Here is a 24,477-nt window from a genome sequence, read left to right on the forward strand (position 1 = left end):
TAGAAACTAAGTATAGCTTCTAGTTTAATATATTCTTTATATAGTTTGCCTTTTATTAAAATCTTAAATTTATATAATTAAATTTATTTATTAGAATTTTTAATATATACCAACAGTTCTCTTATTAAGTATAAGGATCCACACCATAATATTAAGTCATTTTTACCAGCAAGAGTTTTAGAGTATTCATATGCTTCTATTCTATTTTCTATACCAATAGCATTTGGGGTGATTTTTTTAACTTTTTCTACGAGTTCATCTAACTTAAATTCTCTACTGGGATTATCTATAGTGGTGACAACAATTTTACTTGCCATGCTTGCAATTTCTTTTATAACATAGTTATAATCTTTATCCTTTAAAACACTAAATCCAACAATAAGTTTGTCATAATTAAAAGCTTCTAATGACTTTTTTAATACATCTATCGACTCTGCATTATGACTACCATCAAAAATCACACGTGGATCTTCACTTACAAATTGTAGTCTACCAACATTTATAGAGTCGTTTATACCATCTAAAATATTTTGCTTATTTAAGCCTATTTCTTCTTTGAAAAAATCTAAAACCATTATCGCCAATGAAGCATTATACACTTGATGTATACCTACAAGTTTAGATTTTACATTTTTATAATTTCTAAAATTAAATATATTTTCACGTTCTTTTAGATCAATAATTTCAACTTCATCTATGGTAAAAGTATAAATATCTGATTCCATAGATTTTGCTTTTTTACTAAATACACTAAAAACTTTTTCCAATTGTGGATATATAAATACTGGACAATTTTGTTTGATTATTCCCGCTTTATTTTCAGCTATTTGTTCAATATTATTACCTAAAACATTAATATGATCCATAGAAATTGTAGTGATTACTGATGCTAAAGGTTTTTTGATAACATTTGTGGAATCCCATTCTCCTCCTAGCCCTACTTCAACCACTGCATAATCTACTTTTTCATCACTAAAATACTTGAACATTAAAGCAGTAAGCAATTCAAAATATGTTACAGATTTTCCTTTTTTATCTAACTCTTCTACATAAGGAAACATATATTCTAAATATTCAATAAATTTAGATTCTGATATTTCTTTGTTATTAATTTTTATAGAGTCAGTAATTGTAAACATATATGGAGATACGAATAATCCACACTTTTTTACTTTTGAAATTGTGCTTGAAATAAAGTTTGAGGTCGATCCCTTTCCATTTGTCCCTGCTACGTGAATTATTTTCACATCATCTTGAGGATTCCCTATATTATTTAATAATATCTTTATATTTTCAAGCGTAGGTATATCCCCTGATTTCCCCCTAGAATACATCCAGTCAATATATTCATTAAAATTCTCAAATCTTGCCATTTAAACCTCTTGTATTTCAGTCATTTTTTTAATAAAATAATACTATCAGAGTAGGTAAAGAACGTCAAGTGTTAAGCAATGGGTTGTCGTGCTTAAACGAAAGTGAAAACTGCGATTCTTTATTGCAACCGCTAACCCACTTTGAAATTTAAGAAAGGGGGAAATCTAATGAAATTAAATGTTGAAACTTTAGTGAAAGTAGCTATATTATCAGCTTTATCAATAATTTTAACCAGATTTTTATCAATTTATATTACACCTCAGGCAAGAATAGGCTTTGGATCAATTCCATTAATCTTATCTGGAATGTTTTTTGGTCCAGTAGCTGCCATCTTTGCAGGTATTACTTCGGATTTTATTGGAGTGCTTATAAATGCAGGTGGAACACCTCATTTAGGGTTTACTTTCACATCAGTATTAAACGCATTGTTACCTGCAATAATTTGCTTTGTAATATATAGACCAGACTACAGAGAAAAAACAAATACAAAAATAATATTATCTGTAATTTCTGTTTATTTTATAGCACATTTATTATTAAATACATTATGGTTATCACAATTATTTGGCACACCATATCTTGTATTATTTAGTGCTAGATTATTAAAAATAATTATAGAGGCAATTCTTTCAATAATTTTATTAAAAATATTAATATCAAGATTTGGAAAGTATATAGCATAAATTTTTTATTTGTTTTGTTATAAAAAATTAAATATATTTAGCAATTTGGATACTACTTATATAGGTAGTATCCTCTTTTAGTTTCTTTTTCTATGCTAATAGACATCTAATTTATAAGCTTAAATTCAACACGACTAATATCGCTTATAATTTGATATAAACAAAGATTTAATTTAATCCCTACAAAATTAGTAGGGTTTTTATTTATTTTCTTATAAAAATGTGTTAATATAAAAACATAATATAATTTTAAGGGAGGCAATATGTCAAAAATTATAGTGGTAGGTGCTAATCATGCAGGTACCGCCGCAATTAGAACTATTATAGAAAATTATCCAGAACATGAAGTGACAATTTACGATAGAAACGATAATATATCTTTTTTAGGATGTGGAATGGCTTTATGGATTGGTCATCAAATTTCAAAACCAGATGGACTATTTTATGCAAGTAAGGAAGAATTTGAAGAAAAAGGTGCTACGGTTCATATGGAAGCTGATGTATATGATATCGACTTTGATAACAAAAAAGTTTTTGTGAAACTTAAAAATGGTGAAGAAATCGAAGATAGTTATGATAAGTTGGTTTTAGCAACAGGTTCACTACCTATAACTCCAGATATTCCTGGTAAAGATTTAAAAAATGTACAGCAAGTAAAATTATTCCAAGACGCACAGGCTGTTATCGAAAAATTAAAAGATCCTGAAATTAAAAATGTAACAGTTGTCGGAGCTGGATATATTGGTGTTGAGCTAGTTGAAGCTTTTGAAAGACATGGCAAAAATGTTACTATTGTCGATATGGCAGATACTTGTCTATCAGCATATTATGATGAATCATTCACCAAATTAATGAAGGAAAATCTTGAAAAACATGGTATTAATTCTGAATATGGTCAATTAGTTCAAGAAATAAAAGGTGAAAACGGTAAAGTAACCTCTATAGTTACAGATAAAAAAGAATGGGACACTGATATGGTAGTCCTATGTATTGGTTTTAGACCAAACACAGCTCTTGCTAATGGTAAATTAGAATTATATGCCAATGGATCATTCTTGGTAAATAAAAAACAAGAAACAAGTATTAAAGATGTTTACGCAGTTGGTGACTGTGCTACAGTTTATGATAATGCTATTGAAAGCACAAACTATATAGCTCTTGCATCAAATGCTGCCAGATCAGGTATCGTAGGTGGTCATAATGTTGCTGGTGGCGATATCGTGTCAAACGGCGTACAAGGGTCAAACGGTATTTCAATTTATAAACTAAAAATGGTTTCAACTGGTATTACGGTTGAAAAAGCTAAAAAATTAGGTATTGATGTTAAATACACAGACTTTGAAGATAAACAAAAACCTAACTTTATCGAGGATATAAATCCTTCAGTAAAGATTAGAATAGTTTATGAAAAAGAATCAAGAAGAATAGTTGGGGCTCAAATAGCTTCAGAATATGATATGTCTATGGGTATCCATATGTTCTCACTAGCAATTCAAGAAGGTATAACTATTGATAAACTAGCGTTGACTGATATGTTCTTCTTACCTCACTTTAATCAACCATATAACTATATTGTAAAAGCTGCATTAAATGCTAAATAACATAAAAAGTTGGAGAATTTCTCCAACTTTTTTATAGTTTTTTTACATATTTCAAAGCTGATTTCACCATAGACATATTCATATCATGATTTGCATCAGGAAAATGATCTACTTCTATACTATCCAATTTTAAATTCGCTTTTTCCATTTGATCTAATAATTTATTCATATTTGAAGGCGGTACGGTATTATCTAATTCTCCTATTAACACATACATTTTCTTGCCATCATAACGTTGATAATTTGATGCCGGATTTAATTCAATTATTCTATTCACAATTTTTGCATCTTCAATTTCACCCTCAAAATCTCCAATATCTTTCGGCGATAAATCAAATATATTTGCAATTCCATTAAACGAAATTGTGGATACTAAGCTAGATTTCAATCCTCTTAATATATTTACTATAAATCCACCCATTGAATGACCTGTTAAAATTAATCTATCCTTATTTATAATCTCATTCTCTACGAGATATTTGTGAATAATATCATATTCTTCGATAGTTTGAACGACTACTTTTAAAAAAATCATTTCATCTAATGTATCTTCTATTTTTTCCCTATTACCATGATGAACAATCTCTGGTAAAATCACTTGATACCCTTTAGAAACAAATAACTTTGCATACGAATTAAATTTATCAATATTTGATGTCCATCCATGATAATGTATTATCGTTTTTGTATCTTCGTTAAAGCCTTCTGGTCTAAATACTTTTAGTGGTATATCGCCTACTTTTATATCTAATATTTTCATTGAAATATCCTTCTTTTTTTTAGTTTTGTTTTATATACCCATAAAATTTAAAAAGTGACACAAAATGAATTATCATTTTGTATCACTTATGAAAATTATTTTTAGCTATTTAATACATCTGGATTGTGTGATAAATCTGCACCTAGTTTACCAGCAAATATTGAAATTACTGCACCTAGTAAAAATCCTACAAATGCCCAAATCGCTGCAGCTGTTGTAATGTTTGTTGCTTTATCAGCTGTATCTTTTACTGCTTTTGCTGTTTTATTTAATGTTTTTTCTGCTTCTGCACTCACTTTTTCTAATTGAGCTGATGCATCTTTAAGTGCTTTTTCTAGCTCAACTTGTGATTTTTGCATTCCTTCGTAAATATTATTTGTGATTTTTTCAACTTCTGCTTGAGATAAGTCACTATTTTTTGATACTGACTTTTTGATATCTTCTTTTGATACTGAGTTGCTAATTGTTTTAGCTCTTTCAGAAATATTTTTTGCTAATTTATCAATGTTTTCTTTAGCATTTTCTGGTTTTAAAGCTATATTTTTAGCTGTTTCAACTAATTCATTTGTAACTTCTTCAACTTGACCTTTTAGGTAAGCTGGTTTTAATTTTTCATTTTCAGTATCTTTTAGATACTTTTCAATATCTGCTTTAACTTTTTCATCATTTACACCAGTAAGTGATTTTTGAATTTCTTTAGTTGCTGCATCTGTAGCTGTTTTTACTAAATCTCCAGCTGATGAAGCTACTCCACCTACTGCTTTTCCTGCAGTTTGTGCTGCACTACCTGCAACTCTAGCTGTTGTATTTACTAATCCTGTTACTAATGAAAACACTGTAAATACTATTAAAGCTGTTGAAAGTGACCATGTTAAGAAACCATGTAAAAATCCAACTCTTCTTGATGCTAAACCTGATACAAAACCACCAGCAAAGAATGATAATAATATTTGAACTATTGTCCAGATTCCTAGACTTTCAAACACTCCTGAAAATGGTGTTGAACTTTGGAAGTTAAGTGTTCCAAATCCGATTGCTGCACCTATTAAACTTAGTAAGAAGAATACTGAAACAAATGTAACTGCACCAGCAAAAATTGCTCCCCATGATACATTAGTTCTATCTTCACCTTCATATTGTTTTGAGAACCAATTGGCTCTTCTCGTATTTCTATTATTCATAATAATCTCTCCTTATAAATATAATTCTATTATAAATTGTTTTTAACTTAATTAAAATAGGCAAAGCCTACACAATTAAATTAAGAATGTGAACATTTTACTATACATATATGCCCAAAATATAATATTCTAAACATTTATATATTAGATTTTCTTTAGTGAAATTTTCAAACATTAGAATTTTACAGCATTCTTTCTAATATGTTTCCATTTACAAAATCTATTTGATAAGTATACTCTAATTCGCTACTAATTGCAATATTTGTTTATATTTTCACTTAATCATATAATTCTTATGTTCAAAACCAAAGTCATTTAATACTTGTCGAGCTTCTTGTGTACTTCTAGTCCTTACTAATTTATCTCTAAGCTGTCTTGAATCTCTAAATTCCTTAATATATGTTTTGTACAGTCTATTTATTAACTTACTTAAACTCGGTTCAATTTGAACCATCTTTTCATAAAAATCTAAATGGTAATAAAGCATTTCTATATAATCTTTGGTAAAATGTTCTTTTTTTTCTTTTTCAAATGCAAAAATATCCTTAAAAACTCCTCTACCTATCATTATACCGTCTACCCCATACTTTTCTATTAACTCTAGACCCATTTCTCTATTTAAAATGTCACCATTTATTGTCAATAAAGTATTTGGAGCAATTTCATCTCTGAGTTTTTTTATTTCTGGAATTAATTCCCAATGAGCATCACAATCTGACATCTCAACTTTTGTTCTTAAATGTATCGATAAATTTACTATATCCTGTCTAAGTATATGACTAATCCATTCCTTATATTCTTCAACATCATAGTACCCTAATCTAGTCTTTACACTTACTGGAAGCCCCCCTTCTTTTGCAGCTTGAATTATTTCTGCTGCTAATTCAGGCCTTTTTATAAGTCCTGAGCCTCTTCCTTTTTTTACAACATTTTGTGCGGGACACCCCATATTTATATCAATTCCTTTATATCCCAACTTTTTCATATCCTTTGCCATTATTGCAAAATTTGCAGGCTCATTTCCCCAAATATGGGCAACAATAGGTTGCTCGTCTTGACTATAAAACAATCTACTTGTTAATGATTTTCTACCTTTAGGATGACTATACGCTTTAGTGTTAGTAAATTCTGTAAAATAAACATCCGGAGCTGCCGCCTTAGCAACAACGTGCCTAAAGACCGTATCGGTTACATCATCCATCGGAGCGAGTATAAAAAATGGCCTTGGTAATTCATTCCAAAAATTCTCTTTCATTTTTCCCCTTTTCATAATTAAATATACCTGGATATTTTAACATTAGAAAGATTGAATTTCAATGTTAAGTTATAATTACCATAATCTTATTTTAAGAATGATACCAATTTATATTGAGAACACTTTGTTGAGTGTCTCAACTCTTTACTTCTTCACATTCTAAATATTTTTTGTTATAATAATTAAGATAATTTAAAACTAGAAAAGAGGTAATAATATGGGTAGAGCGCATGAAGTTCGTGCTAAAGATATGGCTAAAACAGCTGCTTTTAAGACAAAATTATATTCAAGATTTGGTAAAGAGATTTATATAGCAGCAAAAAGCGGTGAGCCTGATCCTGAGATGAACTTAACTCTTAAAAGAAAAATTCAAGAGGCTAAATCAAATCAAATTCCAGCAGATGTTATAAATAGAGCCATTGAAAAAGCTAAAGGTGGTGACGTTGAAAATTATACAGAAGCTAGATATGAAGGCTTTGGTCCTGCCAATTCTACATTTATTGTTGACTGCTTAACAGACAATACAATGAGATCAATGACGGATGTTAGAACAGCTTTCACAAAGACTAAAGGCTGCAAAATGGTCAATTCTGGTGGCGTTTCATATAATTATGAATCTGTCGGATTATTCGTATTTGATTATGACAATGAGGATAAAATGCTAGAGGTTCTTTTAGAAGATGGCGTTGATGTTTTGGATGTAAAGGTTGATGATGGTGTAATGACTGTAAAAACGACGTTTGATGATTTTGGTGCTGGACAAGACTCTATAGAAAAATTTATACCAGAAGTTGATTTTGCTCAATCGGAAACTGCCATGATACCTAATGAATTTGTTACTTTAACAAAGAAAGAGGATATTGAAACATTTGATAAATTAATGTCCATGCTAAATGATGCTGAAGATGTTAATAAAATATATCACAATGTAATAATTGAATGGGAATAGTAGCAAAAAACTAAAAAATTTTGCAAATTCAACAGTTACATAAGATGAAAAACTGTAACTGGGATTAAAATGGGAACATTTGTAAAAAAGAATAAATTGAATAATAGTTCCAGGTGGTTTACATTTGGATAAAAAATTAGACCGTAGTTTCAAGCTGCGGTCTTTTTGTGTTTCTTTATACATATGTACAGTATTTGCCCATTATTCTATTGGTTACTAAAATCTCTCTTTTTCTCAAAAAGGGCATAAAAAAGACACTTACCCTTACAGATGTCTTATAAAATGATTTAGTTTTCAATACACTTAAGTATCCTATACTTATAAATTTCTATATTTAGTTCCAATTGTTCTGAAAAATTTGCATTTTTCATAAATGTCATAAAGACGCTGATAACATTCTCTATATTTTTGGAAGACATAATATTAACATGTGGCTCAATAAGATATAATGCTGCATAACTCTTGTCATCAGTTAAATTATTTTGAACGCTGCTTTTACTACTAATGTATTTCCAAATATTTTGTTCTATATTACTTGGATTAATAGTTATGTTATCTAAATTTTCTTTTAATATCTCTTGAAGCTCCTTAATCACTTTTTGTCTTATAGTATCATTAAATTCTTTTTTGTTAGAAGAAATGCTTCCAAGAACTGTAATAAATATATCTTTTACTGATTTTATTGATAGTATTTTTTTCATATGTTCTGTCCTGTTTAATGCCATTTTTTCACGTATAGCAACTGTTTTATACATAAAATTTATATCTATAAATTTCGAATCATGGCTATCATCATTTATGTCAATATCATTGAAAGAAATCCAATTATCATTGATTTTATTTTCTATATTATTATTTATATTATGAAAATCGCTAGGAATAATTGGAGAACGACCTTCTTTTAGTAATTTGTAAACTTTTAAATTATTTAAAATTACACCAAAAATTATCTTTTCGCCAATTAAAGTCTCCGCAGTCACAAAATAGTTGTTGCTAACTCCGTTTAAATCAATATTCATTTTATGTGCTAAGTTTATGTATCGTTCCCCTTTATCATTGCCTGATTTATAATAGTAAACATTTTCTAAATAGTAGTCATTATTTTTCATTATTAAGGTTAGTTTTTTACCATCTTGACTCAACACAAAATTTGGGCGAAAGCTATCTTTGTATTTTTCCAATTCTTTTAGTTTTATCTCTCTATTTTCATCTTGAAATTTTTTATTATCTCTGGCTATTGATTCCTCTCTATCTTTTTGTTGTTTAAAATATGACTCTATTGCCCATATCAAACTAAAACAAGTTGCGTAAAAATTTAAGTTTTCCATAATTGTTTGGAAAAAATTTAAGGATATAATTTTGAGGGTTAATGCAGAAAAATTAAATCCGTTCGAAATCAAAGCAATCACACCTTTTATTAGTGGTGGAAATATTAATAATAAAGATAACAAAAGAAATTTGGTTATTTCTTTCATGACTTGTCCTCCCTCTCTTAAATTCTAATTTGCTCATTTTATCTAGTTTTCTTTAAAAATCTTGATTTTTTAGGGTAAGACAACTTCCAATCTTCGAATTCTTCGTCTGTTATTTCATCGTTGTAATGTTTCTTCCTCATTTCATTCCATTCTATTAGAAAATTATTGAAGTCTACATCATTTGATAAGAGCCCTGTAATTTCTCCATCGTCTGCTAAGGGTCTAAGTTTCATGTCTTTTTCATAATCAAAAATTATATGCATTATTTCAAAAATAGAATTAGGTTCATGATTAATTAATGCTGATATATCACAATCAAGTGCTTCAGATATTTTTTGTAACTGTTCTTTACTTGGGGATCTATTTCCAAGTTCGTAATTTCTTATAGCAGCATCTGTCAAACCAGACTTAATGGCAAGTTCTTTTTGAGTTAAGTTTCTCATAAGTCTTAACTTTTTTAATTTTTCTCCAGAAATCAAACTAACTCCTCCTTATTTCACAATAACTATAAATATTTTATCACAAAATAAACAAAAGCTCAACAAAACTGTTCTGTTATAAATATCTGCAAGTATCTGAATATTTTAGAAAAAATATATAGAAAAAGCTTGGCAGAACAAATATGAACTGTTATTATATACACATACAGTTCAATGTTGAACGGAAATTGTAAGACATATAAATTAATGCTCGCCTTTTTTGAGGATGTAGAACCTTACAAACTATAAAAGGAGGACATTATGAAAGGTATTTTTATGAATGCAAAAGATGTTCAAGAATTTCTTGATGTAAGTAGGACAACAGCATATCAGATAATAAACGATATGAATCAAGACCTACTTAAATTGGGCTATCGTGTACAAAGAGGAAAGGTAAATAGAGAATACTTTTGAAATAAAATTCCAGAGGAAAATTATTGGAGAAAGAAATATAAAGGAAAATCAAATACGACTTTGGGATGATTCCTTAAATAATAGACTAGGCTTAGAGATAGAAAAACATTTTGGAATTAATTATAACGCCAATAAAATGTGGGAAGCTATTCGTTTTGTGGCTCATCAATATGAAGTGAGTCCGCCAAAGCAATATCTTCAAAATTTAAAATGGAATGGAGATAAAAATGCCATTAGAAAACTTTTGCCAAGGTATTTGGGAGCAGATGATACAGAGCTTAATAATTGGATAATGGAACACATGATATTGGGCATGATAAAAAGAATTTTCAATCCATGATCTAAGTTTGATGAGATGATTGTTTTAGTTGGGGGACAAGGTATAGGCAAATCGACTTTTGCAAGATACTTGTACATAACAGATGATTGGTTTTGTACAATAGAAAACATTCAAGGTAAGGCTGCTGTCATGAACCTTATGGGTAAAACTGTCGTTGAAATCGAAGAATTTGTTGCTTTAAGAAATACAAAATCGGCTAATGAAGCTAAATCTTTTTTATCAAAATTAAGTGATAGGATAAGAATACCCTACGAAAAATATGCCACAGATGTGCCTAGAACTTGTATCTTCATAGGGACATTAAATGAAAGAACTTTTCTTAATGACCATACTGGAGAAAGAAGATATTTGCCTGTTGAATGTAACCCGAATCAAAGAATAAGGTCTATATATCCAGATAAAAATAACAATGAAAAACTTTCGGATAAAGAATATATGTCACGCATAAGAGAAGATTTTAATCAGGCTCTAGCCTTGGGATATGAAATCTTTAAAAACAAGACTCATGCATGGACTATACCAAAAAATCTTTTAAAAGACTTGCATAAGGAGCAAGAAAAGTTTAAATATCTAAATCCAGATGTTGAAGATATTAGGTATTTCTTAGAAGAATATAAGCCAAAAAGTGCAAATCCTAATATAACTTGTTTCAAAGAACTAACCATGCAAGGCTACCAAATAAAATCAAAGTCTTTTTAAGAGATTATGGATAATTATTTTCAAGAATAGATTCCAGTCAGGTCATCAAAGACCCAAAGAATATCACCAAGTGGAGTTTCAATCCCAGTAAAACTATATTATGAAAAGAAAACAGAAAACGAAACTGACTTTATAGAAGTTGATAAGAATTTGTTGCCAGAAGAATGGCAAAAAGAAAATCAATTAGAAATAGATACAGTAAATCAAGTGAAAATACAGATGTAACTTTGTAACCTGTAACCTACCGTTATAAATCTTCTTAAATTAGGATTACATAAATTAATGGATTGATAATAAGGGGTAAACACAGACTCTTAAAACAAGCTTGCCTAATTTTGGAAGTTTTTATTTTATAAGTTACAGTTACACTTATTAATTCCTATTTGGAAAATTATTAGAAAATAAATTAAAGACTTGTTATTAATAGCAAGCACAGTAAGTGAGTACCCACTTACGAAAAAATCAAAAAATCAATAACTTTGAAGGCTATGTAATTTTTAAATTTTTACCTTGTTAGGGAGAACCCTAAGCTCCCAAAAGATAAGTGCAAAGGAGAAATATATGGATAATAGAAAAAGAAAAAATCAACTAAAAATATATTTAACAGACGAAGAAAAATAAATTTTTGAAAAGAAAATGAAACTTGCAAAGTGCAAAACCATGTCCCACTTTCTTAGGAAATGTGTATTAGAAAAAGAGATTTATGTAGTAGATTTAGAACCATTTAGAAATCTACAATGGCTACTTTCAAATGTAACAAATAATATAAACCAGATTGCAAAAGCTACTAATACAACTGGTGTTATTTACAAGAAAGATATTGACTATATGAGAGAAAAAATAGAAAAGTTGTCAAAAGAGATATGGGATATACATTCCCGGTTATTAAGAAAATAATTATTTAATTAGTTCGAAATAAGAGAATAAAAGCCTGTTAAAAGAATGGTTTTAATGGTATAATTAAGACAATATAGATAAATATAGGGAGTTGTTTCGAATACCTCATGCTGAAATTTAGTTATAAAAAATTGTTTAAAAAATTTATAGACTTAGAAATGAAAAATACTGAACTTATGGACAAAGCACAAGTAAGTAAAAGTACATTTTATAAAATAAAAAATGGACAAAATGTTACTACAGATGTGCTTTTAGGAATTTGTAATACACTGGATTGTGATATATCAGATGTGATGGAATGTGTAGAGTTTGAAACAAAGGAGACAAAAGATGAAATTGATTAGTTTATTTTCAGGAGCAGGAGGACTTGATTTAGGATTTCAAAAAGCTGGTTATGAGATAGTTGCAGCCAATGAATTTGACAAAACTATTTGGGAAACATATGAAAAAAACCATGAAACAAAATTGATAAAAGGCGATATATGTAAAATACCTTCAAATGAATTTCCAGAGTGTGATGGAATAATAGGTGGACCACCTTGTCAATCATGGAGTGAAGCAGGCTCACTTAAAGGAATTAATGATCCTAGAGGACAACTATTTTATCAATATATTAGAATTTTAAAAGATAAAAAGCCTAAATTTTTCCTTGCTGAAAACGTAAAAGGAATGATGGCAAAAAGACACAACTTTGCAGTAGAAAATATAGTTTCACAGTTTGAAGAAGCTGGATATGACGTATTTATCCATTTATTAAATGCAAGTGACTATGGTGTTCCACAAGATAGAAAAAGAGTCTTTTATGTAGGATTTAGAAAAGATTTAAATATTAGTTTTGATTTACCTCCTAAACCATACGATTATAAGTTGATATTTAGAGACGCCATTTATGACTTAAGAGATAGCGCAATCCCAGCTTTAGAAAAGAATAAAACTAATGGTGATAATTGCAATTTTTCAAATCACGAATATTTTATAGGGGCATACTCGCCAATATTTATGAGTAGGAATAGAGTGCGTGATTGGGATGAGCAAGCATTTACTGTTCAGGCTTCTGGTAGACAATGCCAATTGCATCCTCAAGCTCCTAAAATGATTAAAAAAGATAAGAATAAGCAAATATTTGAACCAGGTAAGGAAGAGTTATATAGAAGATTATCTGTTAGAGAATGTGCAAGGATACAAGGATTTCCAGATGATTTTAAATTCTATTATACAAATCTAAATGATGCATATAAGATGATAGGAAATGCTGTTCCAGTAAATCTTGCCTATGAAATGGCTAAAGCCATTGACTTAGCACTTAATAAACCTAGTATATTTTCTTATCCTAAACAATTACAAATGATTTAGAGGTGTGTTGTGAGTAACAAAAGTAATAACCAAGGTAGAGCTTATGAATTTGCATATTTAAATACTCTACATGAAGAAATATCAAAATATAGGGTCTCAAAAATTGAAAAAAACTCAAGCTACAAAGCTGCTGAGAAGGCGTGGAATACTTTAGAAGAATCTGAAAAAGATATGTATAAGGTAAGTGCTTTGGCAGGAACTAATGCTATTTTAGAATTAGAGCCTTTAATTTTAGATGATGGAGATGATGAGTTAGAATTAAAAATTCAGACTGATCATAAGGGCAAAGATGGAGATGTAAGGGACGTTTTAATCATTAGAAAAGGCATAGAATGGGAGATTGGTCTAAGTGTAAAGCATAATCATTTTGCAGTTAAGCATAGTAGATTATCTAAAGGACTAGACTTTGGAGAAAAATGGTACGGAATAAAATGTTCTGATAAATATTGGGAAGATATAAAACCTATTTTTGATTACCTAGAGAATGAAAAGGCAAAAGAATCAAAATGGAGAAATCTCCCTAGTAAAGAAGACGATGTTTACTTACCTCTTCTAAATGCTTTTAAGAATGAAATCGATAGACAAAATAATGTTTATGGTAAAGATATTCCAAAATTAATGGTTGAATATCTGCTAGGAGAGTTTGATTTTTATAAAGTAATCGGTATTGACAGTAAACAAATGACACAAGTTCAAAGCTATAACCTGAGAGGTACTCTGAATAAAGAAGGTAATGTAAGAAAAAGAAGTGTCAAGCTACCAATAGCTTCGTTACCTACGAGGATTGTTAGTTTTGAATTTAGACCAGGAAGCAAAAATACTTTGGAACTATACCTTGATAGGGGTTGGCAATTTAGCTTTAGAATACACAATGCAGCAACTAAAGTAGAAACAAGTTTGAAGTTTGATATACAAATAATAGGCATGCCTACTACTATTATTTCTATAGATTGTAAATGGAAGTAGAGAGTTTTATGAATAAAATAGCCGAAGAATTAAACAGATATCCTGATAATTATTGGGATTTTAAAGGGACAACTAAGTCAGGCATACACAATATTGGCAAATACCCTGCTACAATGGTCCCAGATATGCAATATCAGCTATTAAGTGTTATAAGCAAGCATTTAAATAATAAAAATATTACTTTGTTAAATCCTTTTTGTGGATATGGAACAACTTTAGTTATCGCACAAGAATTAGGAATTAATTCTGTAGGGATTGATATAAATCCATACGCTACATTATTGTCGTTTGTAAAAACTAATAAATATGACAAAGCAGGTGTTTATAATGCAATTTCGACAATTAAAAGTAATTTAGAGAAGGAATTAAATTTTCCAATATATGATTTTTATAATATTAAAAAATGGTTTAGAGATGATATAATAAAATCTTTGAGTCAAATAAGGCATTGTATATTATTAGAGAAAAGTCAAGATATAAGAAAATTTTTTTGGATTTGTTTATCTGAAGTTATATTTAAATTTAGCAATGATAGGACTAGCACGTTTAAATTGCACGCTCATCCAAAGGAAAAAATAGATTTAATAGAAAATAAATGTATAGAATATTTTATCAAAATTATTAACGATAATTCAGAACATTTAAATTATAGCAATACAACTAGTTCAAATATAATATACGGTGATTCAAGTAGTATCATCAATAATAAATTAAAAAGGGAATTTGACATTATATGCACTTCCCCACCGTATGGTGATAATCCGACAACAGTAACATATGGGCAAGCTTCTATTTTATTCTTAAAATGGATTGACTCAAAAGACTTATATTGCAGTCAGAAGTTATTAGAAAAATATACAACTATAGATAAGATAAGTGTTGGTGGAAAAAAAAGAAAAATAATTAATACTAAAGATATAAAATCATTGCAAGATTTCTTAGACAAGATTTCATTAAAAAAGCAAGCAAAAGTAATTAATTTCTTTGAAGATTATTATATATCACTTAAATGCATGAAGAAATGCTTAGCAAAAAGCGGCTATTTAATAATGACGGTTGGCAATAGGAGTGTAGATGCAGTAAGGCAACCTTTAGATAATATAACCATTGAAATATTAGAAAGTTTGGGTTTGAAGATGATTTCTAAATTCAATAGAAATATATTATATAAAAACTCTCCTTCAAAATTACCTTTATTAAAAGATAAGAAAACAATAAAAACAATACAGAAGGAAACAATTATAATATTCACTAAGTAATAATAGGGGGATAATATGAAACTATCAGTATCTGGGAAAATAATAAAAGAAATTTCTGAAAAAATTCCAAGTACGACATATGCTATAGTAGAATTAATTAAAAATGCCTATGAAGCTATGGCAAGCTTCATCGAAATCAATATATATGATAATAAGATTGAGATTATAGATGACGGAAGTGGGATGAATCTAATCGATATTAAAGATTTACTTATAGTAAGCCATAGCAATAAAGAATATGGAGTTATTAAAAACGGCAGAATAATATCTGGAGAAAAAGGATTGGGTTTCTTTTCTGTGTTTAAATTTGGAAGCCATGTTAGGGTAGAGACCTCAAATCAAGGTTTAGATTATAAATTTATGCTTGATATGAATGAAATTGAAAAATTAAAAGATATACAAGATTCAGATATTGATATTAAGGAAAGTAAAAGTATTGACTTAAATAAGCATGGCACTAAAATTGTCATAGATAACCTGGATATAGAAACTATTCAAATTTTTAAAAATTTGCTAGATAATCCTTCGAATTTTCTCAAGCTAAAGTATGCAATTATAGATGATACTTTTGAAATAAGAATAAATAAACATTATAAAAATTCAAGTAAAATAAGTTTGGATATTACTAATTCTGAAGTTAATGACAAGATAATAGCAAAATCTTACTTTGATAGTAATTCAAACAAAACAAATACTAGTTTTTTCTATAGGATTGCTATAAATGATGAATGGTATGATTTGGATATAGATAAAAAATACAATGAATTCTTACTAGATGATAATTTTGAAATTAAATTCGAAATAGATTATTATAAATTTAATAGTGGAAGCCTAAAGAAGGTTTCAGGTTATTATAAAGATCAAAACCTAAAAAAGATTTCACCTCTTATTTATTTTAACAATGTATATTTCAACAATGAATTGTATGATGTTGAAATAAATGCTTCTAAAAATAATAAAAATGTAATTAGACAACAGACTGGAATTATAAATATCAATTTATTTAATAAAGGAATTTTAGATTTTAATTCTGATAGAACTCTAATAATAGAGTCAAAAAATCAGATTTTATTAAAAGAATTTTTAGATTTTGTTTCTTCTTCATCTCAAATTAAAATAAAGGAAATCGAGGATTTGAAGAAACATAAAAAACCAAATATAAAAAAAATTAACATGATGAAAGATGAATCGCTAGCTGATAAGGGAATAGATGATACCAATATAAAAGAAATATATTTTGAAGATAAATTAGTTAAATTATTCGATTCTAAAAAACTTGGCTGTTGGAAAATATTTCATAAAAATGGAGATATGACGAACATAGATGTTATTGATTATCCAGATGCAAAGATGCGCTTTTTAATCAACACTTTAGAAGTTGGCAAAGAATATAGTATTGATGATATAATAGAAGTTTTTGATTGTAAAGGCACAAAAAGAATAAAAACTAATATAGATATTCAACCTAAAAAAAGTATTTCATATGATAGGACTAATGAAAAACTAATCGTTATGAGTCCATCAGAAATTAAATTTAATATTACCTTTGTTGATAAAATATCGGGTAAGAATTTTAATTTTAATCAATCAATTTTATGTGTTAATAACACAAAGGTTGAAGTTAAGGCTCTTAAAGCAGGGTTTATTCACTCAATAATCTCAATAGACGATACTTCTATTATAGATGATGATTTATCAAGTTTTATAAATCAATTTAATAGTTCTTATATTAATAATAGCTATAAGTTACTAAGAGTTGCTTCAATAAGAACTCTCCTAGAAATTATTAGCTGTGATATTTTAGATGTTTTGAAAGAAGATAAAAGCGAATATTTAAAAGAAAATATTAAAAAAGTATTCTCAGAGAAAATAATAAAAAATAATTTATTTAATAAGATTATCGATGATAGAGATAAAAAAGCTCTTAAAAGTATATATGATTTAAATAAACAAGATTTAATAAGTGGTAAGTTTGCAGATAAATATAACTTTTCTACTCATGGTTTAACACGTATAGTAAATGATGGTTTCTATATGGAGGATCAACCTATCTTTAATTTATTATATTCTTATCTTTTATTTGTTTCGTCAAAATAAACAAAGAAATTTTCCGGTACTGGGACTGGGACGGGACTAAAAACTTGAAAACGTCTTATAATTAGGTGGATTTAGTGATATTAGAAAAATTAGAATCTAGTATTTTGAATGGTTTGAGATATATCGTACGTTTGAAAAAGAAGAATGGGAATGAAAGTAGCAAATATGTTACTGTTATAAAACTGTAGAAAATACAAGATTTTAGCGGTTTTATTGTAGCGAAATTCTCTAGATGATACTGTTTTGATACTAAAAGTAAGAAAAAGCAGGTCTGAAAGGGAGTTGTTGAATTTAGGTAAATAGTTTAGAAAGTCTTTCATCATTTTGGTGGGAGTCTTTTGTATAAATAACGAGTGACAAATATGAATTTGAAGAGATAAGGATATGGAGAAAAAATAATGAGCAAAATTACAAATAGAAAGGATTATATTCTTCACCAGTTTCGAAGAACTTGGAATAAGAAGAGCGAAAATTACTGCATAGAACGAATCTATAATAAAATTGACAATCCAGATTTAAAATTCGTAACACAACAAATGTTCAGGCGTAAAGAAAACAAAATAGCCTTAGCAGATTTGTACTTTCCGCAACTAAATTTATCGGTTGAGATTGACGAAGATCACCATAAGTCGCAAGAAGAATTGGATAAAGAACGTACTGCAGACATTCTTAAGAAGATGCGTAGTTTAGAAAACGTGGTTGAATTTGAACCAGAGGAATTAAGAATAAATGCTGAGTCCAGTCAAACGCTTGAATCACTAAACGCACAAATTGATAAAGTTGTTGAACTTATTAAAGAACGAATCAATAAACGCAATAAACCATTAGAGTGGGAAGATATCATCAAAACTGCAGATCAAGTAAAAGCTGAAGGTAAAGATATATTCGATGGCAAAATTGCATTGAGGACAATCCAAGAAGTGTCGGAGTTATTTGACAAGGGATATCGTGGTATGCAGGGGTGTTACTTCGAAAAGTCGAAAGGAATCTAATATATGGATTTGGTGTCCGAAGCTCATGTTAGAGGATGTAATTCAAAGAGTACCTTATAATAATGAAATATCTCTTGACGGAAACACAATCTACGAATCAGCAAATAAAAACAATAATGAGTTTGTTGAGGCAGTCTTACAAAAGCCAGAGGTAGATCAGAAAAGAATCGTTTTCCCATATTATAAAACGGAATCTGGAGAAAAGGCATATGTATTTAAGGGTATATATGTATTGGATTCAGAAAAGACAAGAGAAATACAAAGGAGAGTCTGGGTAAGAGAAGCAAAATGCATTTCTTTAAATCATAGAGCAACTTAAAAACAAAGCACATGACTTTAAGATCTAAAAATCTTGGTTCTTTGTCAAATAGTGTTGGTAAAGAATTAGAATAACATTTTATTGGAGTTAGAGTAGAATCTAGCTCCATTGTTATTTTAAATTGTATTAAATTGTTGTTTTAATTTGAAAGAAATTAATATTCTATTTCTAAAGTGAAAGAATGACTTATATCCAAAAGCAACTTTTTTTATAGTTTTGATATAGTTATTTACTCCTTCAGTATAACCATTTAATAAGTATATTTTAATGCGTTGTTGACATATTCTATATGTTCAATTAGTGTTTCAAATGCTGTCTTCATAACCTCTGATACATTATCTTTTAGCATTACTAGATGTGATTGTAAATCTTCAAAATTTTTAGTTCTAATGTCGCCTAGAATTATTTGATATGCATCATAAGTGTCTTTAAGCTCTTGATCACATTTTATACAATCTTCAACCATTGTTTCTTGAGACTTAAGTTCCCTAAAATGTGTGTATTTGTAAAAATGTGAAAATCGTAATGTAGGAGAATCTTTAAGAATTAATTTCCAATATTTTTTAAGTCGTTTATATTCCATAGTTGAAGTGTTAAAATTCTTCATAGTAGCTATTCTAGTCTTATTTAAGGCTTTAGATATTAAATTTACAATATGGAATCTATCAAGAATTATCTTTGCATTAGGAAACATATCTGTTATCAAACTCATGTAAGGCGTGTATATATCAATACATACAGTCTCAACCATAGCTCTAGCTTTTTCTGTAAATCTAGAGAAATATCTCTTAAAATTTTCGTTTTAAGTCTATTTAAAATTGATTTAAATTTACTTATTAGATTAGTTTCAGCGATGAAAGTAGATTTACATTCTTTACAAAGAAATCTCTGTTTTTTAAGATCAATGGCGGCAGTTTGACCATTTATAGGAAGAATTCTAACGATTGAATTTTTGGTACCATGTTTAATTATTTTACTATCATCACAATTACCACATTTAGGGCAAGAGTATGTTTTTGGTTAATCTAATTCTAAGATAAATTGAGCAATTTGTCTTTTTTTATTTTAAATTAAAGATAGCGTTGATGAAATTTATCCACCAACACTATTTATTGTAGAACCAAAAATATGGGAACTGGTCTTTTTTTACTTTATTCTCAAAAACTACTTTTGATAATTAATTTTACTAGTGTGGGAATAGAAGTTTAACTGTTTCTAAAAAATTTACGAGGATAATTCCAATTTTTGTATTTATCATCGTAGTAATTTAAACATTTGAACGAGGATAATCTTGATTTTCGCTTTTATCATCGTCTATTACCCACTTTTTGAACTAGAATTTACATTATTTTAAAGGAAGCGCATTAAAAGTCTTATAGTTATAGAATTGTTTTAAATCGATTGTTTTATTATTACTTAAGTCAGTAAATTTATTATTCGCTGTATCCATTGATATAATAACATCGGAATATGATGTATAATACATACCAACTCCATCACTGATTTTTACAACTTCTTTTTTATCTGTAAAATTATAAAGTGAAAAAATAGAAGTTCCCGTTTCGAAATTATATTTTTCTACAAGTAGCTTACCATTTTTATTTAAAAATATATTGTTAATATAATCCTCTTTTGATAAAATATCTTCCTTATTTTCATATTTAGTAAGTAGAATATTTTCTTTATTACCATATTCATAAGCTAGCTTTCCCGATTCTATTACATAAATTTTATTATCTGCTTTCTGCAAATCAGTACCTTTTGGCACATTATATTCGTTTAATATCTTTTTTGTGTTAAAGTCATAAACTCTCAATGTCCAAATTTCTCTTCCTAGCTGTGGTGTATCTAAAATAACATATAAATTATTTTTTAATACTTTAAATCCGTGTACTATCTCATTAAAACTTATACAATTATTTTCTCCAAATTTACAAATTTTTACTTTGTATTCTGATTTAGGAAATTCAACAAATCCATCATTTTCATTGTAATATAAAATTCCATCTTCCTCATCAATAATATCTGAAGAAGAATTTAAAATCTTTTTAATTGTATTTTTATTTCTATCAACTTTTATTACTCCCCTAGGACCATGGTAATAAATATGATCATTAAATGGCGTAGCTCTGTCTAAATTCACATTATTAAACTTATGACTTTCTAAAAATTTACCATCCTCACTATATAAGCTAATAATTGCTTTTATATCAAATTGAGAATTATGTGGAGATAAAGTTATATATTTAGCATTTTTATTAATATTTCCCGAAGTAATATGTTTATTTGTGCATGCAGATAAACATAAGCAAAATGATAATAAAGCAAAAATATATTTTTTGATTTTCATTATATTCTCCATTTATATAAATAATATGTATCGTCATCAGACATAATATCATATGGTGAATAATGATATCCCCACTTTCCTGATGCTATATTATAACCTGCACTTTTCCATGCATAGTAAACTAATTCACTGCAATAAAATGTATCATTTCTAGAGATTATTGAGTATTTAAAACCAATCTTACTTTTAGCATAATTATATGCTGTCCTATATTTTTTCGCAGAAGCACCTCTTACTCTCATGATTCCGCCAGTATTACATTTTATCCAATAATCTGCAATTCTATTTTTATATAATTTTACACCATCTCCTGGATTTGCCTCAATAACCTCTCCAGGACCATCTGCACCGATACCCGCATGCCCATGACGAAACCCAATAGTAGAGTTATCCATTGTAATAAAAATTTCTCCATAATAATTTCCTTTCGATGGAATTTTATCATTTCTCTTACCAGACGGCATTGTTGTGCCACCAGAACGTTTTAAGGATTCTACTGGCTTTAACGCATCAATTATATTGTATAATTCTTCTTTTTATTTTTCACTAAGTTCTTCATAACTTGTTACATTCTTGGAATCAAAATACCTCTTTGTTGCCTCAATTGTACCATAATAATCATAATTATTACTTTGGGCATTAACACTTCCCACGGAGAACAATATAAGAGCAATTAAAACCATACTAATATTTTTTACATATCTTTTCATATTCTTTTCCTGTTTATTATATTTTTAACATTAATGTCAAAAATATTTTAGCACATGGTTAAATTAAAATCAAACTAATTATAGTTCTTATTTTTGCATAAATTTAACAAAATGGTAGAATTTCAATATTTAATAAAAATATTAATTTTATAATATATATTACATAATATTAATAAATAAAAAAGGAACATCTTAATTTCTCGGATTTACAATAAATAGTGTTGGTGGATAAAAATAAAGAATATAACACTATATTTTAATGAATATATTTTACATAACTTAGTAAATAAATAATCTGACAATAAAATGTCGGTTTGAATAGGGTTGAAAAGAAGGTGATAGGACTTTTGATAGATAATTCAATTGTATAGCAAAATAAAGGAAAAATAGGGAATAATAAAAGTAAGAAAATTATATATAGGGGTGTAAAAAGTTTTTTATAGCATTTGATAATTAGTGATTTGTGATATATAATTCAATCATAAGATTAGGTCAGGAAGCATATGATGCCCTGGCTATTTTTTTATGGAGAATACATATGAAAGAATTTAAAACTTTTTAATCAGCAATTAGTAATCCTAAGAAAAAGAGGGCTTATTGTGCCTAAAGATGGACGTCCGAAAAGATTTTTAGAACAAGAAAATTATTATAAAGAACTAATAAAAGTTGAAAATACAAGTTATGGAATAAAGAACACTTATAAAATCAAATTAGTAGGAAAAAACGACAAAGAAATTACTGCTAATGTTGTTTGCATTTTCCAAAAAGATTCAGGAAAAACAAAATATAGGATTATTACAGTTTATCCAGGAGGAGGTTCAAAATAATGAAAAAATTAAGAATTATGTTAGATTTTATATCGGGTCCAATTTGGAAAGATATTTACGATACTAAAAAGAAAGAATTAGTTACAGGTATAAATGTGGTAGATAATGATGAATGTGTCCAAAAAATAAATGGTGAAATTCAGAATTTATATTCATCATATTATAAAATTGATTACAATGATGAACCCGTATATTTTGACAAGAAACAAGAGAAAAAAGACAAATATAAAATGCTTGCATTATTAGAGAAACTTAAAAAAAGACTATATAAAATAAATGATGGGTCCTTTGAAATTGATGATAAAGAAACTGAGAGAGTTAAAAATTTATAATGAAAGAATTCGATGTTGTAAGATTGAAAGAGGATTACAAAGAAATAAGTAAAGGAACAAAAGGAACGATTGTTTTGCTTTATGATGATAAAAATTGTGAAGTTGAGTTTTTTGATAAAGATGGAGATACCATAGATGTAGTCATGACTCCTTTAAATAAATTAGAACTGATAGACTCATTCTAATAGATTTTAACTTATGTAAATATGGCTTGTGAGAAATGAATCATACAAGCTCTATTTGCATAAAAATTTCTCCTGATTAGTTTTTCTTACACAAATCAGGAGTTTTCTATACAAAAATTTTACACAATCTCAACTGGAATATTGCCCCTATAATAACACTTCTTTATAGATTGTAGTTTTTCCAAAACAGATTCTCTCTTATTTTTATGGATATTGCTAAATATACTTTTTTTACACTCTAAAATCATATAAAGATACTATTTAACCGCAGATATCACAAGTGGTATTGACGTTTCTAAATCAAAACTAGCTTTATTAAACCCACCGTAAATTTCTATATTATTAAATCCTATATTTTCCAGTATATCCTTGATTTCTGGTGCTGTTATAGGTAATAAATCAATATTATTTTCAATTGAATTTTCCCCATCATTCATAATGGTATTGAATCTTATATATTCCCCATTTCTGTAATATTTTCTTATAAATTCAACTTTATCATTTTTTATGGTAGGTAAAGAACCTAAAAAGTTTTCATTTTTATTTAAAAAAGGATAAAAGTTAATTATTTGAATTACTAGATAACCTTTATCTTCAAGTTTTTCATAACATTTAATTAAAAAACTTTTAATCTGCTCCTTAGTTTTCAAATGAACTAAAGAAGTTCCTATACAATAAATTAAACCGAAATTCTCCAACAATTTATCTAAATCTAACATATTCATAACTTTTGCAGATATTTTATTTTTATTTATTGCTTTATCAATAAATTTTTCTTCTAAATCAATTCCTAAAACTTCAAATCCAGCCTTTTTAATTTCACTTGCTACTTTTCCCGTTGCACAAGCTACATCCAGTATTTTATTGCTTGCCCTTTCTTTTAAGAAATTTATTTGTTTCTCATTTGGACTAAAAATATTTTCATAATTTTCAGCTATTGATTCATAAAATCTCATTACTTTTCCTCCATTTTCCAGCAT

25 protein-coding genes and 2 pseudogenes are annotated in these 24,477 nt (G+C 28.0%); 16 read left to right on the forward strand and 11 right to left on the reverse strand.

Annotated elements, in window-relative coordinates; genetic code table 11:
• Positions 1 to 83: 83 nt before the first annotated feature.
• Positions 84 to 1,373 (reverse strand): bifunctional folylpolyglutamate synthase/dihydrofolate synthase, encoded by a 1,290-nt coding sequence (locus AC4KN9_RS06650; protein ID WP_491017805.1) that lies wholly within the window; start codon positions 1,371 to 1,373, stop codon positions 84 to 86.
• Between the two features lie 168 nt (positions 1,374 to 1,541).
• On the opposite strand from AC4KN9_RS06650, the gene AC4KN9_RS06655 reads away from it, so the two are divergent.
• Together AC4KN9_RS06655 and nox are read left to right on the forward strand one after the other, a co-directional pair.
• Complete coding sequence (locus AC4KN9_RS06655; protein ID WP_491017806.1) at positions 1,542 to 2,057, forward strand: folate family ECF transporter S component; 516 nt, start codon at positions 1,542 to 1,544, stop codon at positions 2,055 to 2,057.
• A gap of 263 nt (positions 2,058 to 2,320) precedes the next feature.
• Complete coding sequence (gene nox, locus AC4KN9_RS06660) at positions 2,321 to 3,658, forward strand: H2O-forming NADH oxidase (protein WP_491017807.1); 1,338 nt, start codon at positions 2,321 to 2,323, stop codon at positions 3,656 to 3,658.
• Positions 3,659 to 3,689: 31 nt separating this feature from the next.
• On the opposite strand, the gene AC4KN9_RS06665 is transcribed toward nox, so the two are convergent.
• From AC4KN9_RS06665 to AC4KN9_RS06675, 3 genes are all read right to left on the reverse strand, one after another.
• Positions 3,690 to 4,418, reverse strand: a complete 729-nt coding sequence (locus tag AC4KN9_RS06665; protein WP_491017808.1) for an alpha/beta hydrolase family protein — start codon at positions 4,416 to 4,418, stop codon at positions 3,690 to 3,692.
• A 101-nt stretch (positions 4,419 to 4,519) separates the two neighbouring features.
• A complete protein-coding gene (locus AC4KN9_RS06670) occupies positions 4,520 to 5,599 on the reverse strand; it encodes a hypothetical protein (protein ID WP_491017809.1) in 1,080 nt (359 codons plus the stop codon).
• Between the two features lie 274 nt (positions 5,600 to 5,873).
• Complete coding sequence (locus AC4KN9_RS06675; protein ID WP_491017810.1) at positions 5,874 to 6,854, reverse strand: tRNA dihydrouridine synthase; 981 nt, start codon at positions 6,852 to 6,854, stop codon at positions 5,874 to 5,876.
• Between the two features lie 217 nt (positions 6,855 to 7,071).
• Here AC4KN9_RS06675 and AC4KN9_RS06680 point away from each other — a divergent pair, with 217 nt between their 5' ends.
• Positions 7,072 to 7,803 carry a YebC/PmpR family DNA-binding transcriptional regulator gene (locus AC4KN9_RS06680; RefSeq protein WP_491017811.1) on the forward strand — a complete coding sequence of 244 codons (732 nt, stop codon included), beginning with the start codon at positions 7,072 to 7,074 and terminating at the stop codon, positions 7,801 to 7,803.
• Between the two features lie 287 nt (positions 7,804 to 8,090).
• Here the strand turns inward: AC4KN9_RS06680 and AC4KN9_RS06685 are convergent, their stop codons facing one another.
• Positions 8,091 to 9,278 (reverse strand): hypothetical protein, encoded by a 1,188-nt coding sequence (locus tag AC4KN9_RS06685; protein ID WP_491017812.1) that lies wholly within the window; start codon positions 9,276 to 9,278, stop codon positions 8,091 to 8,093.
• A 38-nt stretch (positions 9,279 to 9,316) separates the two neighbouring features.
• Positions 9,317 to 9,757 carry a helix-turn-helix domain-containing protein gene (locus AC4KN9_RS06690; protein ID WP_491017813.1) on the reverse strand — a complete coding sequence of 147 codons (441 nt, stop codon included), beginning with the start codon at positions 9,755 to 9,757 and terminating at the stop codon, positions 9,317 to 9,319.
• Between the two features lie 261 nt (positions 9,758 to 10,018).
• Here AC4KN9_RS06690 and AC4KN9_RS06695 point away from each other — a divergent pair, with 261 nt between their 5' ends.
• From AC4KN9_RS06695 to AC4KN9_RS06740, 10 genes and pseudogenes are all read left to right on the forward strand, one after another.
• Entirely contained in the window at positions 10,019 to 10,171 is a 153-nt protein-coding gene (locus tag AC4KN9_RS06695; protein WP_491017814.1) for a DNA-binding protein, read from the forward strand.
• A gap of 175 nt (positions 10,172 to 10,346) precedes the next feature.
• Positions 10,347 to 11,210, forward strand: a pseudogene (locus AC4KN9_RS06700) (VapE domain-containing protein).
• A gap of 621 nt (positions 11,211 to 11,831) precedes the next feature.
• Positions 11,832 to 12,107 (forward strand): MobC domain-containing protein, encoded by a 276-nt coding sequence (locus AC4KN9_RS06705; RefSeq protein WP_491017961.1) that lies wholly within the window; start codon positions 11,832 to 11,834, stop codon positions 12,105 to 12,107.
• 107 nt (positions 12,108 to 12,214) lie between these two features.
• Positions 12,215 to 12,451, forward strand: a complete 237-nt coding sequence (locus tag AC4KN9_RS06710; RefSeq protein ID WP_491017815.1) for a helix-turn-helix domain-containing protein — start codon at positions 12,215 to 12,217, stop codon at positions 12,449 to 12,451.
• On the forward strand, positions 12,438 to 13,460 hold the full coding sequence (locus AC4KN9_RS06715; RefSeq protein ID WP_491017816.1) for a DNA cytosine methyltransferase: 1,023 nt from the start codon (positions 12,438 to 12,440) through the stop codon (positions 13,458 to 13,460). The genes AC4KN9_RS06710 and AC4KN9_RS06715 overlap by 14 nt, the downstream gene beginning before the upstream one ends.
• Positions 13,461 to 13,469: 9 nt before the next feature.
• Entirely contained in the window at positions 13,470 to 14,426 is a 957-nt protein-coding gene (locus AC4KN9_RS06720; RefSeq protein ID WP_491017817.1) for a HaeIII family restriction endonuclease, read from the forward strand.
• Between the two features lie 8 nt (positions 14,427 to 14,434).
• Positions 14,435 to 15,685, forward strand: coding sequence for a DNA methyltransferase (locus tag AC4KN9_RS06725; RefSeq protein ID WP_491017818.1), 1,251 nt, complete (start codon positions 14,435 to 14,437; stop codon positions 15,683 to 15,685).
• Between the two features lie 15 nt (positions 15,686 to 15,700).
• Positions 15,701 to 17,782: an ATP-binding protein gene (locus AC4KN9_RS06730; RefSeq protein WP_491017819.1), complete on the forward strand. Its 2,082-nt coding sequence runs from the start codon at positions 15,701 to 15,703 to the stop codon at positions 17,780 to 17,782.
• 398 nt (positions 17,783 to 18,180) lie between these two features.
• On the forward strand, positions 18,181 to 18,774 hold the full coding sequence (locus AC4KN9_RS06735; protein ID WP_491017820.1) for an AbaSI family restriction endonuclease: 594 nt from the start codon (positions 18,181 to 18,183) through the stop codon (positions 18,772 to 18,774).
• Positions 18,775 to 18,799: 25 nt separating this feature from the next.
• Entirely contained in the window at positions 18,800 to 19,093 is a 294-nt protein-coding gene (locus AC4KN9_RS06740) for a hypothetical protein (RefSeq protein WP_491017821.1), read from the forward strand.
• Positions 19,094 to 19,209: 116 nt separating this feature from the next.
• Here AC4KN9_RS06740 and AC4KN9_RS06745 read toward each other — a convergent pair.
• The 4 genes and pseudogenes from AC4KN9_RS06745 to AC4KN9_RS06760 form a co-directional block, all read right to left on the reverse strand.
• Positions 19,210 to 20,110: pseudogene (locus tag AC4KN9_RS06745) on the reverse strand (transposase); the annotation flags it as partial.
• Positions 20,111 to 20,438: 328 nt separating this feature from the next.
• Complete coding sequence (locus AC4KN9_RS06750) at positions 20,439 to 21,443, reverse strand: hypothetical protein (protein ID WP_491017822.1); 1,005 nt, start codon at positions 21,441 to 21,443, stop codon at positions 20,439 to 20,441.
• Positions 21,443 to 21,907, reverse strand: coding sequence for a YiiX/YebB-like N1pC/P60 family cysteine hydrolase (locus tag AC4KN9_RS06755; protein ID WP_491017823.1), 465 nt, complete (start codon positions 21,905 to 21,907; stop codon positions 21,443 to 21,445). Before AC4KN9_RS06755 ends, AC4KN9_RS06750 begins: the two co-directional genes overlap by 1 nt.
• A gap of 72 nt (positions 21,908 to 21,979) precedes the next feature.
• Positions 21,980 to 22,153, reverse strand: a complete 174-nt coding sequence (locus AC4KN9_RS06760; protein ID WP_491017824.1) for a hypothetical protein — start codon at positions 22,151 to 22,153, stop codon at positions 21,980 to 21,982.
• Positions 22,154 to 22,752: 599 nt separating this feature from the next.
• Here AC4KN9_RS06760 and AC4KN9_RS06765 point away from each other — a divergent pair.
• From AC4KN9_RS06765 to AC4KN9_RS06775, 3 genes are read left to right on the forward strand one after another with little or no spacing between them, the layout of a single operon-like run.
• Entirely contained in the window at positions 22,753 to 22,980 is a 228-nt protein-coding gene (locus AC4KN9_RS06765) for a hypothetical protein (protein ID WP_491017825.1), read from the forward strand.
• Positions 22,980 to 23,312: an RNA helicase gene (locus AC4KN9_RS06770; protein WP_491017826.1), complete on the forward strand. Its 333-nt coding sequence runs from the start codon at positions 22,980 to 22,982 to the stop codon at positions 23,310 to 23,312. The genes AC4KN9_RS06765 and AC4KN9_RS06770 overlap by 1 nt, the downstream gene beginning before the upstream one ends.
• Positions 23,312 to 23,497 (forward strand): DUF4926 domain-containing protein, encoded by a 186-nt coding sequence (locus AC4KN9_RS06775; protein ID WP_491017827.1) that lies wholly within the window; start codon positions 23,312 to 23,314, stop codon positions 23,495 to 23,497. The genes AC4KN9_RS06770 and AC4KN9_RS06775 overlap by 1 nt, the downstream gene beginning before the upstream one ends.
• 257 nt (positions 23,498 to 23,754) lie before the next feature.
• Here the strand turns inward: AC4KN9_RS06775 and AC4KN9_RS06780 are convergent, their stop codons facing one another.
• A complete protein-coding gene (locus tag AC4KN9_RS06780; RefSeq protein WP_491017828.1) occupies positions 23,755 to 24,453 on the reverse strand; it encodes a class I SAM-dependent methyltransferase in 699 nt (232 codons plus the stop codon).
• Positions 24,454 to 24,477: the final 24 nt, after the last annotated feature.

Source organism: Helcococcus sp. SA-HE-C1 (assembly GCF_985670335.1).

Coding starts and splice junctions, on each gene's coding strand:
- AC4KN9_RS06675 (WP_491017810.1), bottom strand. CDS start 6,854: ATGAAAGAGAATTTTTGGAATGAATTACCAAGGCCATTTTTTATACTC.
- AC4KN9_RS06725 (WP_491017818.1), top strand. CDS start 14,435: ATGAATAAAATAGCCGAAGAATTAAACAGATATCCTGATAATTATTGG.
- AC4KN9_RS06740 (WP_491017821.1), top strand. CDS start 18,800: ATGTTAGAGGATGTAATTCAAAGAGTACCTTATAATAATGAAATATCT.
- AC4KN9_RS06680 (WP_491017811.1), top strand. CDS start 7,072: ATGGGTAGAGCGCATGAAGTTCGTGCTAAAGATATGGCTAAAACAGCT.
- AC4KN9_RS06735 (WP_491017820.1), top strand. CDS start 18,181: ATGAGCAAAATTACAAATAGAAAGGATTATATTCTTCACCAGTTTCGA.
- AC4KN9_RS06780 (WP_491017828.1), bottom strand. CDS start 24,453: ATGAGATTTTATGAATCAATAGCTGAAAATTATGAAAATATTTTTAGT.
- AC4KN9_RS06715 (WP_491017816.1), top strand. CDS start 12,438: ATGAAATTGATTAGTTTATTTTCAGGAGCAGGAGGACTTGATTTAGGA.
- AC4KN9_RS06710 (WP_491017815.1), top strand. CDS start 12,215: ATGCTGAAATTTAGTTATAAAAAATTGTTTAAAAAATTTATAGACTTA.
- AC4KN9_RS06650 (WP_491017805.1), bottom strand. CDS start 1,373: ATGGCAAGATTTGAGAATTTTAATGAATATATTGACTGGATGTATTCT.
- AC4KN9_RS06760 (WP_491017824.1), bottom strand. CDS start 22,153: ATGAAAAGATATGTAAAAAATATTAGTATGGTTTTAATTGCTCTTATA.
- nox (WP_491017807.1), top strand. CDS start 2,321: ATGTCAAAAATTATAGTGGTAGGTGCTAATCATGCAGGTACCGCCGCA.
- AC4KN9_RS06695 (WP_491017814.1), top strand. CDS start 10,019: ATGAAAGGTATTTTTATGAATGCAAAAGATGTTCAAGAATTTCTTGAT.
- AC4KN9_RS06685 (WP_491017812.1), bottom strand. CDS start 9,278: ATGAAAGAAATAACCAAATTTCTTTTGTTATCTTTATTATTAATATTT.
- AC4KN9_RS06750 (WP_491017822.1), bottom strand. CDS start 21,443: ATGAAAATCAAAAAATATATTTTTGCTTTATTATCATTTTGCTTATGT.
- AC4KN9_RS06670 (WP_491017809.1), bottom strand. CDS start 5,599: ATGAATAATAGAAATACGAGAAGAGCCAATTGGTTCTCAAAACAATAT.
- AC4KN9_RS06775 (WP_491017827.1), top strand. CDS start 23,312: ATGAAAGAATTCGATGTTGTAAGATTGAAAGAGGATTACAAAGAAATA.
- AC4KN9_RS06730 (WP_491017819.1), top strand. CDS start 15,701: ATGAAACTATCAGTATCTGGGAAAATAATAAAAGAAATTTCTGAAAAA.
- AC4KN9_RS06665 (WP_491017808.1), bottom strand. CDS start 4,418: ATGAAAATATTAGATATAAAAGTAGGCGATATACCACTAAAAGTATTT.
- AC4KN9_RS06655 (WP_491017806.1), top strand. CDS start 1,542: ATGAAATTAAATGTTGAAACTTTAGTGAAAGTAGCTATATTATCAGCT.
- AC4KN9_RS06770 (WP_491017826.1), top strand. CDS start 22,980: ATGAAAAAATTAAGAATTATGTTAGATTTTATATCGGGTCCAATTTGG.
- AC4KN9_RS06755 (WP_491017823.1), bottom strand. CDS start 21,907: ATGCCGTCTGGTAAGAGAAATGATAAAATTCCATCGAAAGGAAATTAT.